16 protein-coding genes are annotated in these 15,740 nt (G+C 60.2%); 6 read left to right on the top strand and 10 right to left on the bottom strand.

The window, feature by feature from the left end; translation table 11 throughout:
• Window positions 1-97 precede the first annotated feature (97 nt).
• From CPH89_RS00785 to CPH89_RS00800, 4 genes are all read left to right on the top strand, one after another.
• A complete protein-coding gene (locus CPH89_RS00785; RefSeq protein ID WP_053257212.1) occupies window positions 98-1,870 on the top strand; it encodes an N-acetylglutaminylglutamine amidotransferase in 1,773 nt (590 codons plus the stop codon).
• A gap of 3 nt (window positions 1,871-1,873) precedes the next feature.
• Window positions 1,874-3,622 (top strand): N-acetylglutaminylglutamine synthetase, encoded by a 1,749-nt coding sequence (ngg, locus tag CPH89_RS00790; protein ID WP_053257213.1) that lies wholly within the window; start codon window positions 1,874-1,876, stop codon window positions 3,620-3,622.
• A gap of 148 nt (window positions 3,623-3,770) precedes the next feature.
• Window positions 3,771-4,955, top strand: a complete 1,185-nt coding sequence (locus tag CPH89_RS00795) for an osmoprotectant NAGGN system M42 family peptidase (protein WP_053257214.1) — start codon at window positions 3,771-3,773, stop codon at window positions 4,953-4,955.
• Between the two features lie 59 nt (window positions 4,956-5,014).
• Complete coding sequence (locus tag CPH89_RS00800; RefSeq protein WP_053257215.1) at window positions 5,015-5,242, top strand: YheU family protein; 228 nt, start codon at window positions 5,015-5,017, stop codon at window positions 5,240-5,242.
• Between the two features lie 7 nt (window positions 5,243-5,249).
• On the opposite strand, the gene csrA is transcribed toward CPH89_RS00800, so the two are convergent.
• Entirely contained in the window at window positions 5,250-5,453 is a 204-nt protein-coding gene (gene csrA / locus CPH89_RS00805; RefSeq protein WP_053257216.1) for a carbon storage regulator CsrA, read from the bottom strand.
• Between the two features lie 252 nt (window positions 5,454-5,705).
• Window positions 5,706-6,521: an SDR family oxidoreductase gene (locus CPH89_RS00810; protein ID WP_053258016.1), complete on the bottom strand. Its 816-nt coding sequence runs from the start codon at window positions 6,519-6,521 to the stop codon at window positions 5,706-5,708.
• Window positions 6,522-6,851: 330 nt separating this feature from the next.
• Here CPH89_RS00810 and CPH89_RS00815 point away from each other — a divergent pair, with 330 nt between their 5' ends.
• Complete coding sequence (locus tag CPH89_RS00815; RefSeq protein ID WP_015885095.1) at window positions 6,852-7,004, top strand: DUF3309 family protein; 153 nt, start codon at window positions 6,852-6,854, stop codon at window positions 7,002-7,004.
• A 54-nt stretch (window positions 7,005-7,058) separates the two neighbouring features.
• On the opposite strand, the gene CPH89_RS00820 is transcribed toward CPH89_RS00815, so the two are convergent.
• The 5 genes from CPH89_RS00820 to CPH89_RS00840 form a co-directional block, all read right to left on the bottom strand.
• Window positions 7,059-9,146 carry an LTA synthase family protein gene (locus tag CPH89_RS00820; protein WP_053257217.1) on the bottom strand — a complete coding sequence of 696 codons (2,088 nt, stop codon included), beginning with the start codon at window positions 9,144-9,146 and terminating at the stop codon, window positions 7,059-7,061.
• Window positions 9,147-9,553: 407 nt separating this feature from the next.
• Window positions 9,554-9,745, bottom strand: a complete 192-nt coding sequence (locus tag CPH89_RS00825; RefSeq protein WP_003172956.1) for a PLDc N-terminal domain-containing protein — start codon at window positions 9,743-9,745, stop codon at window positions 9,554-9,556.
• A 67-nt stretch (window positions 9,746-9,812) separates the two neighbouring features.
• Window positions 9,813-10,343 carry a hypothetical protein gene (locus tag CPH89_RS00830; protein ID WP_053257218.1) on the bottom strand — a complete coding sequence of 177 codons (531 nt, stop codon included), beginning with the start codon at window positions 10,341-10,343 and terminating at the stop codon, window positions 9,813-9,815.
• Window positions 10,344-10,384: 41 nt separating this feature from the next.
• Entirely contained in the window at window positions 10,385-10,900 is a 516-nt protein-coding gene (locus tag CPH89_RS00835; protein ID WP_053257219.1) for an ankyrin repeat domain-containing protein, read from the bottom strand.
• Window positions 10,901-10,998: 98 nt separating this feature from the next.
• Window positions 10,999-12,825, bottom strand: a complete 1,827-nt coding sequence (locus CPH89_RS00840) for a long-chain-acyl-CoA synthetase (protein WP_053258017.1) — start codon at window positions 12,823-12,825, stop codon at window positions 10,999-11,001.
• A 395-nt stretch (window positions 12,826-13,220) separates the two neighbouring features.
• On the opposite strand from CPH89_RS00840, the gene CPH89_RS00845 reads away from it, so the two are divergent.
• Window positions 13,221-13,499 carry a DUF3509 domain-containing protein gene (locus CPH89_RS00845; RefSeq protein WP_048721059.1) on the top strand — a complete coding sequence of 93 codons (279 nt, stop codon included), beginning with the start codon at window positions 13,221-13,223 and terminating at the stop codon, window positions 13,497-13,499.
• Between the two features lie 70 nt (window positions 13,500-13,569).
• On the opposite strand, the gene CPH89_RS00850 is transcribed toward CPH89_RS00845, so the two are convergent.
• From CPH89_RS00850 to CPH89_RS00860, 3 genes are all read right to left on the bottom strand, one after another.
• The gene (locus tag CPH89_RS00850) at window positions 13,570-13,839 is read right to left on the bottom strand and encodes a response regulator transcription factor (protein ID WP_053257220.1); all 270 of its coding nucleotides are present in this window, start codon (window positions 13,837-13,839) and stop codon (window positions 13,570-13,572) included.
• 208 nt (window positions 13,840-14,047) lie between these two features.
• Window positions 14,048-14,578, bottom strand: coding sequence for a 1,2-dihydroxy-3-keto-5-methylthiopentene dioxygenase (locus tag CPH89_RS00855; RefSeq protein WP_053257221.1), 531 nt, complete (start codon window positions 14,576-14,578; stop codon window positions 14,048-14,050).
• Window positions 14,575-15,735: an MFS transporter gene (locus CPH89_RS00860; RefSeq protein WP_053258018.1), complete on the bottom strand. Its 1,161-nt coding sequence runs from the start codon at window positions 15,733-15,735 to the stop codon at window positions 14,575-14,577. The genes CPH89_RS00855 and CPH89_RS00860 overlap by 4 nt, the downstream gene beginning before the upstream one ends.
• Between the last annotated feature and the right edge of the window lie 5 nt (window positions 15,736-15,740).

The raw sequence follows: 15,740 nt of genomic DNA on the forward strand, positions 1-15,740 counted from the left end.
AAACTCCACGGATAGCACTGGGTCAGTTTCTGGGTACGCGCCCTGTTGGCGCACTGGATATTGACCCCTCCCCAACGGAAAAACCGGTAAGGAATTTATGTGCGGATTAGCTGGAGAATTACGTTTCGATGCCCAACCTGCCGACCTGGCGGCCATTGAGCGCATCACCCATCACCTGGCCCCTCGCGGCCCCGACGCCTGGGGCTTCCACGCCCAAGGGCCGATTGCCCTGGGCCACCGGCGCCTGAAGATCATGGACCTGTCGGACGGCTCGGCCCAACCGATGGTCGATGCGCAGCTTGGGCTGTCGCTGGCGTTCAACGGCGCCATCTACAACTTTCCGGAATTACGCCAAGAGCTGGAAGCCCTCGGCTACGCTTTCTATTCCGGTGGCGACACCGAAGTGCTGCTCAAGGGCTACCACGCCTGGGGCGAAGCCCTGCTGCCCAAACTCAACGGCATGTTTGCCTTTGCGATCTGGGAACGTGACGCCCAGCGCCTGTTTATCGCGCGTGACCGTCTGGGCGTGAAGCCGTTGTACCTGTCGCGCACCGGCCAGCGCCTGCGCTTCGCCTCGGCGTTGCCGGCACTGCTCAAGGGCGGCGATATCAACCCGATCCTCGATCCGGTGGCGCTCAATCACTACCTGAATTTCCACGCCGTGGTGCCTGCACCGCGCACCTTGCTGGCAGGCATCGAAAAGCTGCCGCCCGCGAGCTGGATGCGCATCGACGCCAACGGCAAGACCGAACAGCAAACCTGGTGGACCTTGCCCTACGGCCCTCGTGAGGATGAGCAAAATCTCACCCTGGAAGACTGGACCGACCGCGTACTCGACAGCACCCGTGAAGCCGTGGCCATCCGCCAACGCGCCGCCGTGGATGTTGGCGTGCTGCTTTCCGGCGGCGTCGATTCGAGCATGCTCGTCGGCCTGTTGCGGGAAGTCGGCGTGCAGGATCTGTCGACGTTCTCGATCGGTTTTGAAGATGCCGGTGGCGAGCGCGGCGACGAGTTCCAGTATTCGGACCTGATTGCCAAGCACTACGGCACCCGTCACCACCAACTGCGCATCGCCGAAAGCGAGATCATCGAGCAACTGCCGGCCGCGTTCCGCGCCATGAGTGAGCCGATGGTCAGCCACGACTGCATCGCCTTCTACTTGCTGTCACGGGAAGTGGCCAAGCATTGCAAGGTCGTGCAAAGCGGCCAGGGTGCCGACGAGTTGTTCGCCGGTTACCACTGGTACCCGCAAGTCGACGGCGCCAGCGACCCGTATGCTGCGTACCGCGCTGCATTTTTCGACCGCAGTTACGACGACTACGCCGCCACCGTTGCACCGAAATGGCTGACGGCCAATGACGCTGCCGGTGACTTTGTGCGTGAGCATTTTGCAATGCCAGGCGCAGACGCCGCCGTCGATAAGGCGTTGCGCCTGGACAGCACGGTGATGCTGGTCGATGACCCGGTCAAACGCGTGGACAACATGACCATGGCCTGGGGCCTGGAAGCGCGCACACCGTTTCTCGATTACCGCCTCGTCGAACTGTCGGCACGCGTGCCGGGTAAATTCAAATTGCCCGACGGCGGCAAGCAGGTGTTGAAAGAGGCCGCGCGCCGGGTCATCCCCAGCGAAGTCATCGACCGCAAAAAGGGCTACTTCCCGGTGCCGGGCCTCAAGCATTTGCAGGGCGACACTTTGAACTGGGTGCGCGAGCTGCTGCTGGACCCGAGCCAGGATCGCGGCCTGTTCAACCCCGCCATGCTTGATCGCTTGCTGACCGACCCGCAAGGCCAACTGACCCCGCTGCGCGGCTCCAAGCTGTGGCAACTGGCGGCGCTGAACCTGTGGCTCAGCGAACAAGGAATCTGATTGATGAAACCTCTTGCAGCGGCTTACAGCCAACGCTTGCTGAAGGGCCAGGCGCCGACCTACGAACGCCTGCAAGCCCGCCTGGCTGAAGACGGCAGCCCGCTGGGCGCCGAGCCGATTGCCGTGCATTGCGGCTGGGGCCGGTTGTTGATCGGCCACACCTTCCCCGACCCCGCGAGCCTGGCCGAGGAGTTGCTGAACGAGCAGCCCGGCGAGCGTGATATCGCACTGTACGTGGCGGCGCCCCAGCAGATCCTCGGGATTGACCCGCAACAGTTGTTCCTCGACCCGTCCGACACGCTGCGCCTGTGGTTCAGTGACTACCGGCCGGCGACGCGGGTGTTTCGCGGGTTTCGTATCCGGCGCGTGCAGACCGAAGCCGATTGGGCCGCAGTCAATGTGCTCTATCAAGGACGCGGCATGCTGCCGGTCGACGCTGAACGCCTGACGCCCCGCCATCAAGGCGGCCCGGTGTATTGGCTGGCAGAGGATGAAGACAGCGGCGCGGTAATCGGCAGTGTGATGGGCCTCAATCATCAGAAAGCCTTTCACGACCCGGAAAATGGTTGCAGCCTCTGGTGCCTGGCCGTCGACCCGCAGTGCACGCGCCCCGGGGTGGGTGAAGTGCTGGTGCGCCACCTGGTAGAGCACTTTATGAGCCGTGGCCTGAGCTACCTTGACCTGTCGGTGTTGCACGACAACCGCCAGGCCAAGAGCCTCTACGCCAAGCTGGGTTTCCGCGCGCTGACCACTTTTGCGATCAAGCGCAAGAACGGCATTAACCAGCCACTGTTTCTTGGCCCTGGGCCCCAGGCGGGATTCAATCCGTATGCGCGGATCATTGTCGAAGAAGCCCATCGACGCGGTATTGATGTGCACGTAGACGACGCGGCTGCCGGCCTGTTCACCCTCAGCCATGGTGGGCGTCGTGTGCGTTGCCGTGAATCCTTGAGCGACCTGACCAGCGCCATCAGCATGACCCTGTGCCAGGACAAGAGCCTGACCCACAAAGTGCTCAAGGCCGCCGGCTTGAAACTGCCACACCAACAATTGGCCGGCAGCGCCGATGACAACCTGGAGTTTCTCGACGAACACCAGCGCATCGTGGTCAAGCCGCTGGACGGCGAGCAAGGCCAGGGCGTGGCGGTGGATTTGCAGACGATCGAAGACGTGCAGAAAGCCATCGAAGCGGCCCGCCAGTTCGACAGCCGTGTGCTGCTCGAAAGCTTTCACACCGGCCTCGACCTGCGCATCCTGGTGATCGGCTTTGAGGTGGTCGCCGCCGCGATTCGCCGCCCTGCCGAGGTGACCGGGGACGGCCAGCACTCCATCGGCGCGTTGATTGAAGCGCAAAGCCGTCGCCGCCAAGCCGCTACCGACGGCGAAAGCAAAATCCCGCTGGACGCCGAAACCCAACGCACCCTGCACGCCGCGGGTTATGACTACAGCAGTATCCTGCCGCGCGGTGAAACCCTGGCCGTGCGCCGCACCGCCAACCTGCACACCGGCGGTTGCCTGGAGGACGTCACAGCGATCCTGCACCCAACGCTGGTGGACGCCGCCGTGCGTGCCGCGCGCGCACTCGATATTCCCATGGTGGGCCTGGACCTGATGGTGCCTGCCGCCGACCAACCCGAGTACGTCTTTATCGAAGCCAACGAACGGGCCGGGCTGGCCAATCACGAGCCGCAACCGACGGCTGAGAAGTTCGTGGACTTGTTGTTTCCGCATAGCCAGCCGACCGCTCAATAACCTGTGGCGAGCGGTGTTCTGTGGTGAGCGGGCTTGCCCCGCATTGGGCTGCGCAGCAGCCCTGACCGTGTGCGGCCGCTTCGCGACCCGACGCGGGGCACCCGCTCACCACAGCAAGCCCGCTCGCCACACTTCATCAGGAGTCTTTATGAGCCGAACCATCCCCGAACCGGATCTCAACTACCTGCAAAAAGTGCTGCTGGAAATGCTCGCCATTCCCAGCCCCACCGGGTTTACCGACACCATCGTGCGCTACGTCGCCGAGCGCCTGGAAGAACTCGGCATCCCCTTTGAAATGACCCGGCGCGGCACCATTCGCGCGACCCTCAAGGGCCAGAAAAACAGCCCCGACCGCGCCGTGTCTGCACACTTGGACACCATCGGCGCCGCCGTGCGTGCGATCAAGGACAACGGCCGCCTGACCCTGGCCCCGGTGGGTTGCTGGTCCAGCCGCTTTGCCGAAGGCAGCCGCGTCAGCCTGTTCACCGATAACGGCGTGATCCGTGGCAGCGTGTTGCCGTTGATGGCTTCCGGGCACGCGTTCAACACCGCCGTGGATGAAATGCCGGTGAGTTGGGACCATGTGGAATTGCGCCTGGATGCCTACTGCGCGACCCGTGCCGATTGCGACTCCCTGGGCATCAGCATCGGTGACTACGTTGCTTTTGACCCGCTGCCCGAGTTCACCGAAAGCGGGCATATCAGCGCTCGGCACCTGGACGATAAAGCCGGTGTCGCGGCCCTGCTTGCCGCACTGAAGGCCATCATCGACAGCGGCGAACCCTTGCTGATCGACTGCCACCCGTTGTTCACCATCACCGAAGAGACCGGCAGTGGCGCAGCTGCCGCCCTGCCCTGGGATGTCAGCGAATTTGTCGGCATCGACATCGCCCCGGTCGCTCCCGGCCAGCACTCCAGCGAGCATGCTGTGAGCGTGGCGATGCAGGACTCCGGCGGGCCGTATGACTATCACCTGTCCCGTCACCTGCTGCGCCTGGCTGCGGATAACGACCTGCCCGTGCGTCGCGACCTGTTTCGCTATTACTTCAGCGACGCCCACTCTGCCGTCACCGCCGGCCACGACATTCGCACAGCCCTGCTGGCGTTTGGCTGCGACGCCACCCATGGCTACGAGCGCACGCACATCGACAGCCTGGCGGCGCTGAGTCGCTTGTTGAGTGCCTACATTCTCAGCCCGCCGGTATTCGCCAGCGACGCGCAACCGGCGCAGGGTTCACTGGACCGCTTCAGCCATCAGATCGAGCATGAGACGCAGATGGAGAGCGACACACGCGTGCCATCGGTGGACAGCCTGGTCGGCCAGAAGTCCTGACACTGGCAACTACGGTCCCGGCGCAGTAGGATCGCCGGGTTCCTACCTCTGAGGCTTGTATGCTGATTCCCTACGACGCACTTGAAGTCGACACCCTGACCCGCCTCATCGAAGACTTCGTTACCCGCGACGGCACCGACAATGGCGACGAAACACCGCTGGAAACCCGCGTATTGCGCGTGCGTCAGGCGCTGACCAAGGGCCAGGCGCTGATCGTGTTCGACCCCGACAGCGAGCAATGCCAGTTGATGCTCAAGCACGACGTGCCCAAGCATCTGTTCGACTGAGCCGGGTTCACGGATTGGGGGTTGCCAGCGCAGGGGCGGCGGCGCCCTGGCGGTCGCGAATCTTCTGGTAAACCTCGGAACGATGGACGTGCACCCCGGCCGGCGCGTCTATGCCAAATTTCACGTGGGAACCGTTCAACTCGAGAATGTGCAACGTAATGTCATCGCCGATGGAGATGACTTCGCCCAGGGCGCGGCTTAAGACCAGCATGGCGGGGTATCCTTGTGGAGTGACAGGACCTTGACCATGCGTGATTGAGCGGGGAGCAGCAATGGCTCGCATCTAAATCAGGCGAGACCTACATAAACGGGTAACTTGCCTGACAGACCACATAAAAATCCCAAGCCAAATACGCTTAAACAGGTCGGAGGGGCTGGCTGCCGCCAGCGGTGGGTCAACCCTTGACAGGTTGACGATCACGGCGCCAGCGGGCGCAATCCGCCTCTTACCTTGGTACCGGCGTCAGCCCTTGACCGCCTGCGCCTTGGCTCGCATCTTGTCGGCCATCAGGGTCATCTCGTCATACAGCAACTGCGGGTTCTTCTGCTTCAACGCCCAGGCCATACGTCCCTGCTCATGGGGCAAGATCATGAACTCGCCGTGCGCCACGCGCTGGTAGATGTAATCGGCGATATCCGCCGCCGAAATCGGCGAGCTTTCCAGCAACTTGCCCACCTGCGCCTTCATCGCCGGGGTAGGCCCGCGAAACGAATCCAACAGGTTGGTCTGGAAAAACGACGGGCACACCACATGCACGCCCACTTCCTGCTGCTTGAGCTCCACCAGCAAGCTCTCCGACAACGCCACGACACCGGCCTTGGCCACGTTGTAGTTGCTCATCGCCGGCCCCTGCATCAATGCGGCCATCGAGGCAATATTGATGATCCGCCCTTTGCTTTTTTCCAGCAGTGGCAGAAACGCTTTGCAGCCCTTGACCACGCCCATCAGGTTGATCGCGATCTGCCAGTCCCAGTCTTCCAGGGACAACTCAGCAAAGAAGCCGCCCGAGGCGACGCCGGCATTGTTGACGATCACATCAATGCCACCCAGCTTCACCTCACAGGCCTGGGCGAAGGCGGTGAGCTGGCTGTAGTCGCGCACGTCGCAGCGTTGGACAAACCCATCGCCACCCGCCTCGCGCACCTGCTTGAGGGTTTCAAGCAAGCCCGGCTCGCTGACATCCGACAAGGCCAATTGCCAACCCTCGCGGGCCCAGCGCAGAGCGATTTCGCGACCCAGGCCGGACCCGGCGCCGGTGATCATCATGCGATTTTGCATAGGAAAGCTGCCTTGTGGTTCACGGAAGAAGTGATCGGCAGTGTAGCGAAGGTTTTTGCGCGACCCACGCACCATCCAATTGATGAATGCCTCGGGCAAACTTGAGGCCGGGTCACAGAGCGGCCTAGCGCGTAAGTTCAATCTTTTTTAACTAATACGCTGCAGAAGTGAGCGCATTAAAAGAAATAAGCGAGTTTGCAAAATGCTTTAAAAAAACACGGAATCTTTTACCCAACGGCACAGTCGGAGTTTATAAGGCGTCTGTCCTTAAACTGACAGGCCTATTGTTTAATCACCGGTCTTTTCAGAAGGCCTATAAGGAAAAAAACCATGAGCCTCATTCTGATCATTATCCTGATCCTGCTGTTGGTTGGCGGCCTTCCGGTATTCCCGCACTCGCGTAACTGGGGCTACGGCCCGTCGGGCATCCTGGGTGTAGTGCTGGTGGTATTGCTGGTGCTGCTGTTGCTCGGCCGGATATAAACTCCGGACAAAAAAAGAGGCCTCATTGAGGCCTCTTTTTTTATCTTCGGATTATTAGTCCGGCTTGCCGTCGATCACACCCGCGGTGTTATCCAACAGGCTCTTGGTCGCTGTTTGCAGGAACGACTCAAGCTTCTGTTTCAGGGCCGCTTCGTCCGGTGACTCGGCGATCACTTTACCCGTTGGCTCAGCGCCCAATTGGTATTCCCACAGCTTCGGTGGCATTTCCTTGGGCAGTACCAGAATGCGGTCTGCGGTGACCAGTGCCACGGTCTGATCGCTGCCCGACGGCTTGATCACGCCAAAGCCCTTGTCGCCTTCCGGCAGGTTCAGCAGGTCACGGCCCCAGCACTGGTGCAGGGTATCGCCACCCAAGCGGCCCATGATGGTCGGCACGATGTCGATCTGGGTACCCACAGTGTGGTCACGCTCGCCGAACTTCTCCTGCATGCCCGGTGCAATCATCAGCATCGGCACGTTGAAGCGGCCCAGGTCCATTTCAGTGATTTGCTGTTCGTTGCCGAAGCCGTGGTCACCCACGATCACAAACAGGGTTTCCTTGAAGTAAGGCTCTTTACGGGCCTTTTCAAAGAACTGGCCCAACGCCCAGTCGGAGTAGCGCATGGCCGTCAAATGCTCGTTAAGGCTGCCACGGTCGGTGACTTTCTCGACTGGCAATGGCGTAGGCAAGGCGTACGGCGTGTGGTTGGACAGGGTTTGCAGCAGTGCGTAGAACGGCTTGCCGCCTTCGCGGGCTTTCAGCTCTTCCAGGCCACGGTTGAACATGTCCTGGTCGGACACGCCCCACGTCGGGTCGGAAAACACCGGGTTGACGAAGTCGTTACGCCCGATGAAGTTGGTCATGCCCTGATTGCTGAAGAACCCCGACTGGTTGTCCCAGGCGAAATCGCCGTTGTAGACATACACGTCGTCAAACTTGCGCGCACTGAGCAACTGCGGCAGGCCCGACAGCTTGTGGCTGCCTTCCGGGGTCTGCATCAGGTATTCGAAGCCCGGCAGGTTCGGGAAGCACGCCATGGTCGCGAACATGCCCTGGTGGGTGTGAGTGCCGTTGGAGAAGAAACGGTCGAACAGCAGGCCTTCCTTGGACAACTTGTCGAAGTACGGCGTGATGTTGCCCGGGCGACCCAGTGCACCGACCGAGTGACCGGCGAAGCTTTCCATCAGGATCACGACGACGTTCTTGATCGGCAGGGTTTTTTCCGCCGGTGGCGTGTAGTCACGGCGCACGGCAGCCGACGCCGTATCCACCAGTTTCTCTTGTGGCAGCACCAGCATGTCACGCACGGTCTGGGTCGCCAGCGGCTGGTCCAGGGTGGCTTTCCAGATATTCGAACGCTCTTCGGAGAAGCGCGCCTTGGCGGCGGCGATCAGCGACAGAGTGCCGTTCAAGCCCAACTGGTTGGCGAAGTTCGAATCGGTGGTGTAGACATCACCCCAACGCAGCGGTGGGCCCTGGCGCAGGGTGCCACGGATGGCGACCACGGCGATCAGCAGGCAGACCACGAATACGGCGATGCGCGTGTACCACGGTGCCACCTGGCGTGTGCCGATGGTACCGCCGCTGAACGGGCCACGTGGGCGCGTCGCACGGTCGGCGCCTTTAAAGGCCATGCTCAGGATCAGCGTGCCCACGGCCCAGGACAGCAGGTAACGCACCACCGGGAAACCGTACCAGAGCATGCTCATCACGGTTTTCGGGTCTTCCTTTACATACTGAAAGACCAGACCGTTAAGGCGCTGGTGGAATTCGCGGTAGAAGTCCATCTCCATCAAGCCCAGGAACAGCGCAATGCTCGACGCGACCGTCAGCCACAAACGGAAAAAACCGCGCGCCGCCATGGCCCGAACGCTGAACAACGCCAGCAGCATCGGAACCAGCGCATACATCACAAAGCGTATGTCGAAGCGCGTGCCGTTGACGAACGCTTCGAGGAAGGTCGAGGCCGGCGTGTCGAGGATCATCTCGCGGTTGTAGACCAGCAGCGCCAGGCGCAGCAGGGAAAACATCACCATCATGACCAGCGCGCAAAGCAGCGTGTATGCCAGATGGGATTTGACGGTCGGTTGCAGCAAGCGATTAGAAGCTCGCTGCTGACTCAGGGCGTCCGGGTTAGCCATGTCGTTTCAGGACCCATTGGAAGTTTAAGTTTAGAAGTCATGCAGTGGCGCCCGTCCCTCGCCCAGGCTGGCTGGGGTAGGCGGTTAGCGCGGTGGCGCAAATGGTGCCCGATCAACGGCAGCAACGCCATTAATTACTGAACATATGCCACGGCCGTGCGGTTAACGGCACTGGATATAGAGCCTTGGCAGCGCCTAAAACCGGCGGATTGTCTTGGACGAGGTGTGAAAATTTCGTGCAGCGAATAGTTTCGACACACAAAATCCTGAACAGGCTGGAAACCAATGTGGGAGCGGGCTTGCCCGCGATTGCAGTGTGTCAGTCAAAACTTCTGATACTGATACATCGCAATCGCGGGCAAGCCCGCTCCCACAGGGATTGTGCTCACTTCAAATCAAGTGATCGATCAGATCCGCACGTTACCGCGCGGCCCGGCAATCGCCCAGATGATCAGGCCCAATACCGGCAGCAACAGGATCAGCAGGATCCACAGCACTTTGGCGCCAGTGCTGGCGCCACTTTTGAACACGTTGATGATCGCCCAGATATCCAGCGCCAGAATGATCAGGCCGATAAGACCGTTGAAAGTGGAACCCATGGTGTCGCTCCTAAGTGAGGGCATGCACTTGTAGGATAGTCAGCCCTGGCAGGGGTTCCGTTTTATTTCAGACATGAACGGCGACTTTCAAGGCTTCCAGCGACGGCTCGGCCTTGATCCCTACTTCGGCGCACAGTTGCAACACGCGCGGCAGGTCGTTGCCATACACCAATACGGCCTGAATCTCGTCATCGAGCAATTGGCTGAAGTTGAGCAGCACATAGCCGCCATCTTCCGGGCTCAGGGCGCTCATCTGGATCTGGATACGATTGAGTGCGGTAAGGTCTTCGGTCTTGGCCAACTGCTTGGGCTTGAGATTGAACGCCACGCCCGGGCCGAAGGACGCGACGATCTGCGCAAACAGATCGCCATAGGTGTCGGCCTGGAACAAGACGGTGTCCGGCAGGCTGCCCACCACCACCCACTCACCCAATGGGATAGGAAACGAGTCGTCGTAGTTGATATCCGGATTGGCCGCCAGAAAGGCCGCAGGGTCCGCGTAGGCCTGGGCCGCTTCTTCGGCGATGCGTACCACTTCGTCCTCCCCCATGACGCCGGCGCTGATTTTGCTGATGAGTTCGACGAGGGCGGTTTGCATGGGAAGGTCCTGTGGCGGGCGGGTTTTTAAGGGCGCGTAGCCTACACCAGTTTTTGCAACTGCGCCGCCGTATCCGCCGCCCCCATGGTTTGCGCCGCCGCCAACGCAGTCGCGCCCTGGGCGTCAGTGGCCTTGGGGTTGGCGCCTTTGCCAAGCAGGTAGTCGACCATTTCCACGCGGTTGAACATCGCGGCCATCATCAGCGCGGTGCGCCCATCCGCGGATGATGCATCAACCGGCGCACCCCCTTCGATCAGTGCGGTGACCACGGGCAGGTTGCCCTTGAATGCAGCACCGGCGATCGGCAGCTGGTTTTTGTCATTGGCGATCTGCGGGTCGGCCTTGAACTCCAGCAGCACTTTGACCGCATCGGCGTGGCCGTGATAGGCCGCAAGCATAAGCAAGGTATCGCCATTATGGTTGCGCAGGTTCGGCGGCAAGCCTTTGGCCAGCAGCGCAGCGAGCATGGCGGCGTCGCCTCGGCGCGCCACGTCAAAGACCTGTTCGGCAAATTCGGCAGCTTCGTCTTCGGTCATTTGTTTGGGCTGGTCTGACATGTGGGGGCTCCTTGTCTGGTGTGCTTTATAGGCGCCCAGTGTCGCGACGGAGTTCCCCACTGTCATGCCTTTTTTGCCAAAAGCGGCCATAGCCAGAATCAATAACGAAACTGCCCGCCCTGGATCTGCGCCAACAGCTGCCCGGTGACCGGCACATAGCTGTCCGAGCCTGGAAGCCAGGCGTAGACCGGGTCATTACCGGCTTTATCCGGGTCAAACGCTTCCTCCTTGAGCTTCACTTTCTGGTATTTGAAGGTGCCGGTGGTTTCCATCTTGACTTTAATGCGCAGAAATAACGGCACCGCATAGTGCGGCAACTGGCCGTGGGCGAACTGGAGCAATTCACGCATGTCCAGGGACGCCAGGGATTCGCTCGGGGTGATGGCGACCATCCCCGCCCGGCCGTTGGTGTTTTCGATCTCGACGCCGTACGCCACCACTTCGGCGATCTGCGGATGTTGCAGCAGGACGTTTTCCACTTCGGTGGTCGAAACGTTCTCACCCTTCCAGCGATACGTATCCCCCAGGCGGTCGACGAACTGAGCATGGCCGAAGCCGATACTGCGCAACAAGTCGCCGGTATTGAAGTAGCGGTCGCCCTTCTCGAACACATCCGTGAGCACCACCTTGCGGTTCTTTTCCGGGTCGGTGTACCCGTCGAAGGGTGACTTTTCATCAATCCTGGCCAGCAGCAGCCCCTGCCCGCCCGTTTGCACCTTGCGCATCAAACCATCACTGCCACGAATCGGTTCACCCGTGTCGGGGGCATACGCCACCAGTGCCCAGTGCTGCAGGCAAAAGCCGATGGTGTTATCGAAATTCAACACATTGGTGAAGCCGATATTGCCGTCGCTGGCAGCGTACAGCTCGCAGATATGCTCAACGCCATAGCGCTGCTTGAACTGTGCCCAGACGCCGGGGCGCAAGCCATTGCCGACCATCTTGGTCACACGGTTATCACCGTCCTGCGCGCTGGGCGGCTGATCGAGCAGGTAGCGGCACAACTCGCCGACATAACCCAGGGTCGTCGCGTTGAACTTGCGCGCATCATCCCAAAACTGACTGGCACTGAATTTACGCCGGATGGCAAACCCCGACGCGCCGACAATCGCCGAGCCCCAGCACACACACAGCCCGGTGGCGTGGTACAGCGGCAACGTGCAATACAGGACATCCTGCGGCCCCATGTCCAGGGCGATACTGCCAAAGCTCACAGCGGTTTTGGTCCAGCGGCCGTGTTTCATGATCCCGGCCTTGGGCAAGCCCGTGGTGCCGGAGGTGTAGATATAGAAACACGGGTCATTGAAAAAGACCTGCTCGGTGCTGGCGGGGTTGCTCATCGCGCAGCCGGCGCTGGCCACCATCAGGTCGATGTAGCCATCAGGCACAGCAGCAAATGGTTGATCGGCGACAAACCAGGTGCGCTCGGCCTTGATCGCGACTTGATCGCGCACCGCAGTAAAGGCGGGCACCAACTCCGCCCCCACGACAATTGCCACCGGGGTCACCAGGTTGAGGCTGTGCACCAGCGCCGCCTGGGTTTGCGCGGTATTGAGCATGGCGCAGATACCCCCCAGTTTCGCCACGGCCAGCACAGTGAGCAGTAATTCCGGCCGATTCTCGATGAACAGCGCGACCACATCACCCTTGCCGATGCCCTGCTCGTGCAGATGATGAGCGATACGATTGGCGCGCTGGTTGGCTTCGCTGTAGCTGAGCACGCTGTCGCCGTACAACAACGCCGCACCGTCGGGATTACGCAGCACCGCCTGCTCGAACTGCCACCCGAGGCCGCAAGGTTGCCCTGGGTCAGTGACATTCGCGGCACGCATCCCGCGTACCACGCGCGGCAGGGCGCGAACAATTGCCGGCACCTTTCGCAGCATTTTGCGCCAAGTGATCATGTCGTCTTGCGGATGGCTCATGGCGGAACGTCCTTTGTTGTTGTTCTTCGTATGATCCAGGAACAGCGGTAACCCAGTAGGCGGCACGCCGAATACCTTGCAGGAAAATACGCCCGCCATTCTTTGGCTGTACATGCAGGATTTGAAAAGTTTTGTATCCCGTGCCGAAGGCCACACCCAGGGAATTTTACGCAGCCATCACAGTCATTATCAGCAGTGGCGGGCTGAAACGGGTGGCCCGAACAACGCAAAATGCAGGATGCACGATGGCCATTCATGCATTTTGCACGAAACTGGAAATCCTATAAATTTTCAACTTATTGATTTATAACGATTTTTTACAAATCACAATACTGGCACAATCACTGCACCTATCTCTCCATGCTTGCCAACTTGAGCCAACGGAGCTGATAGACATGAGCCTGATCCAAGATAAATTCGCTTCTGTATTCTCCCAATACGACGTCACCACTCAGCCACGTCCTGACGGCGGTATCCTGCTGACCTTGCGCAACAGCGAAGGCAAACAGGTCAAGCGCTCGATCTCGTACCAGCAGTTGCACACTGCTGACCAACTGACTTGGGTGATCAGCGCCATTCGCCGCGACTTGGCCGAACAGGCCAGCGATTTGCCACAGATTTCGATGCTGCAAAGCCAGAACCGCTTTGCCCTGCCGACTTACCATTCGGCCTAAGCAACACCGATAACAGCCGATAAAAAAAGGGCCGCGACGCCGTTAAGCGTCGCGGCCCTTTTTTATCGCGTCAGCACAGGCCCTGGCGTGCCGCTTCATTCATCGCCTGCACGCGATTGGTGACGTCCAGCTTGGCGTAGATGTTACGCAGATGGAATTTCACTGCGGCTTCAGAGGTGGCGCGAATCTGGCTGATCTCCCACACCGTCTTGCCTTCAGCGGCCCACCGCAAGATTTCCAGCTCGGTCGGCGTGAGGGGTTTGCCGCCTCGGCTCAGACGCCTTCTAACGCCCACAGGCTCGGTCACCGGCGTACGACACGACTCCTCTCGGCCACTCATTGAACGCTCTCCTGTAGTAGTGAATGCCCTACCACCTTTCGTATTCCTGCTATTGACAGGTGATATAAACATCGAGTCAGGAGAGAGTTACATAACGAATGGAATCAAGGCATAAGTCGCCGCATAAACAGCGATGCCTTACAAATAATTAGGTTTATTCCCACAGCAACTTCCAAATTGTCGGGGTTGCATATTCAAATACGTGTAATTAGTCGTCCAATCCTGGAATACGAGCGGCAATATCGCTGCCGGTGAATTCAGGCACTGCGCCGTCAGCGCAGTTGAACAGGCGCAGTGTCACACAGTGGGGGTTCTCACCCATGTCGAACCAATGCGGCGTTCCCGCCGGAATCACCAGCAGGTCATTTTTCTCACAGCGTACGGCGTAGATGTACTCGCCCACATGCACGGCAAACAGGCCAACGCCGGCGATGAAGAAGCGCACTTCGTCGTCGCTGTAACGACGCTCGTCAAGGTACTGGGCACGCAGCTCGGCTTTCTGCGGGTGGTCGTTCGTCACGCTGAGCACTTGCACAGCACCATAACCCAGCGCATCGATCTGCCCTTGGTAGGCCGCGATCATTTCAGCGTCGCTGGCCCCCTTCTCGACAGGGCTGGGCTGCCAGCGTTCGAACCGCACACCCTGCTCGGCCAAGGCCGCAGCGATATCGTCAAAATGGGTCAGGACTTTGTTTGGGGTGTCCGGTGTGGCCACGTGATAAACAGCTACATAACTCATTGCACGGTTCCTCGGTTCGGCTCTTGCAATCGAAGGCCAATGATAACGGCGGCGGCCAGGGCCGCGACGCTGGCGATGCTGAACGTCAGGGTCGGCCCCATCAGGTTCCAGCTATACCCGGAATACAGCGTCCCCAGGGCGCCCCCGGTTCCGGCCAAAGCAGCATAGAGCGCCTGGCCCTGGCCTTGTTGTTTAGCGCCGAAACTGCGTTGCACAAAAGCAATGGCGGCCGCATGAAAGCTGCCGAAGGTGGCGGCATGCATCACCTGCGCCAGCAGCAGCACCCACAAGAACTCAGCAAACGAGCCCAGCAGCAACCAGCGTACCGACGCCAACAGGAAGCTGGCCAGCAGCACCCGTCGCACCGAAAAGCGTGTGAGGATACGGCTCATGGCCAGGAACATCAGCACTTCCGCAACAACGCCGACAGCCCACAGCATACCAATCAGGCCACGGCTGTAGCCCAAATGCTCCAGGTGCAGGGTAAGGAAGGTGTAATACGGGCCGTGGCTCATTTGCATCAACGCCACGCAGGCATAAAACGCCAGGACGCCGGGGCTGCGCAACTGCTTGAGAAAACCATCGCCGGGCGAACGATTGCCCTGGCTGGCGGGCTGCGCATTCGGCACCCACAGGCTGGCGCCGATGATGCCGGCCATGATCACCACGACCACCACCGGGTAAATGTCCAGGCTCAGCCAGTCGAACAAGCGGCCCATAATCACCACGGTGAGGATGAAGCCGATCGAGCCCCACAGGCGGATCTGACTGTAGCGCGATGTCTGCTTTTGCAGGTGCGCCAGGGTAATGACTTCAAACTGCGGCAACACCGCATGCCAAAAAAATGCGTGCAACGCCATGACCAACGCCAGCCAGGCGTAGGTTTTGCTCACAAATATCAGCGCAAAGCTTGCCAGGGTGCACACCGCGCCAAATCGCACGATGGCCAGCCGTCGGCCGGTGTAGTCGCCCAACCAACCCCACAGGTTCGGCGCCACGCAGCGCATCAGCATGGGGATGGCCACCAGCTCGCCGATACGCGCGCTGGAGAACCCCAGGTGATCAAAGTACAGCGCCAGGAAAGGTGCCGTCGCCCCCAGCAGGGCGAAGTAGAACAGGTAGAAGCTGGAGAGTCGCCAGTACGGGAGGGCTGTCACGGTCA

The organism is Pseudomonas fluorescens (assembly GCF_900215245.1).
Classification (GTDB): domain Bacteria; phylum Pseudomonadota; class Gammaproteobacteria; order Pseudomonadales; family Pseudomonadaceae; genus Aquipseudomonas; species Aquipseudomonas fluorescens.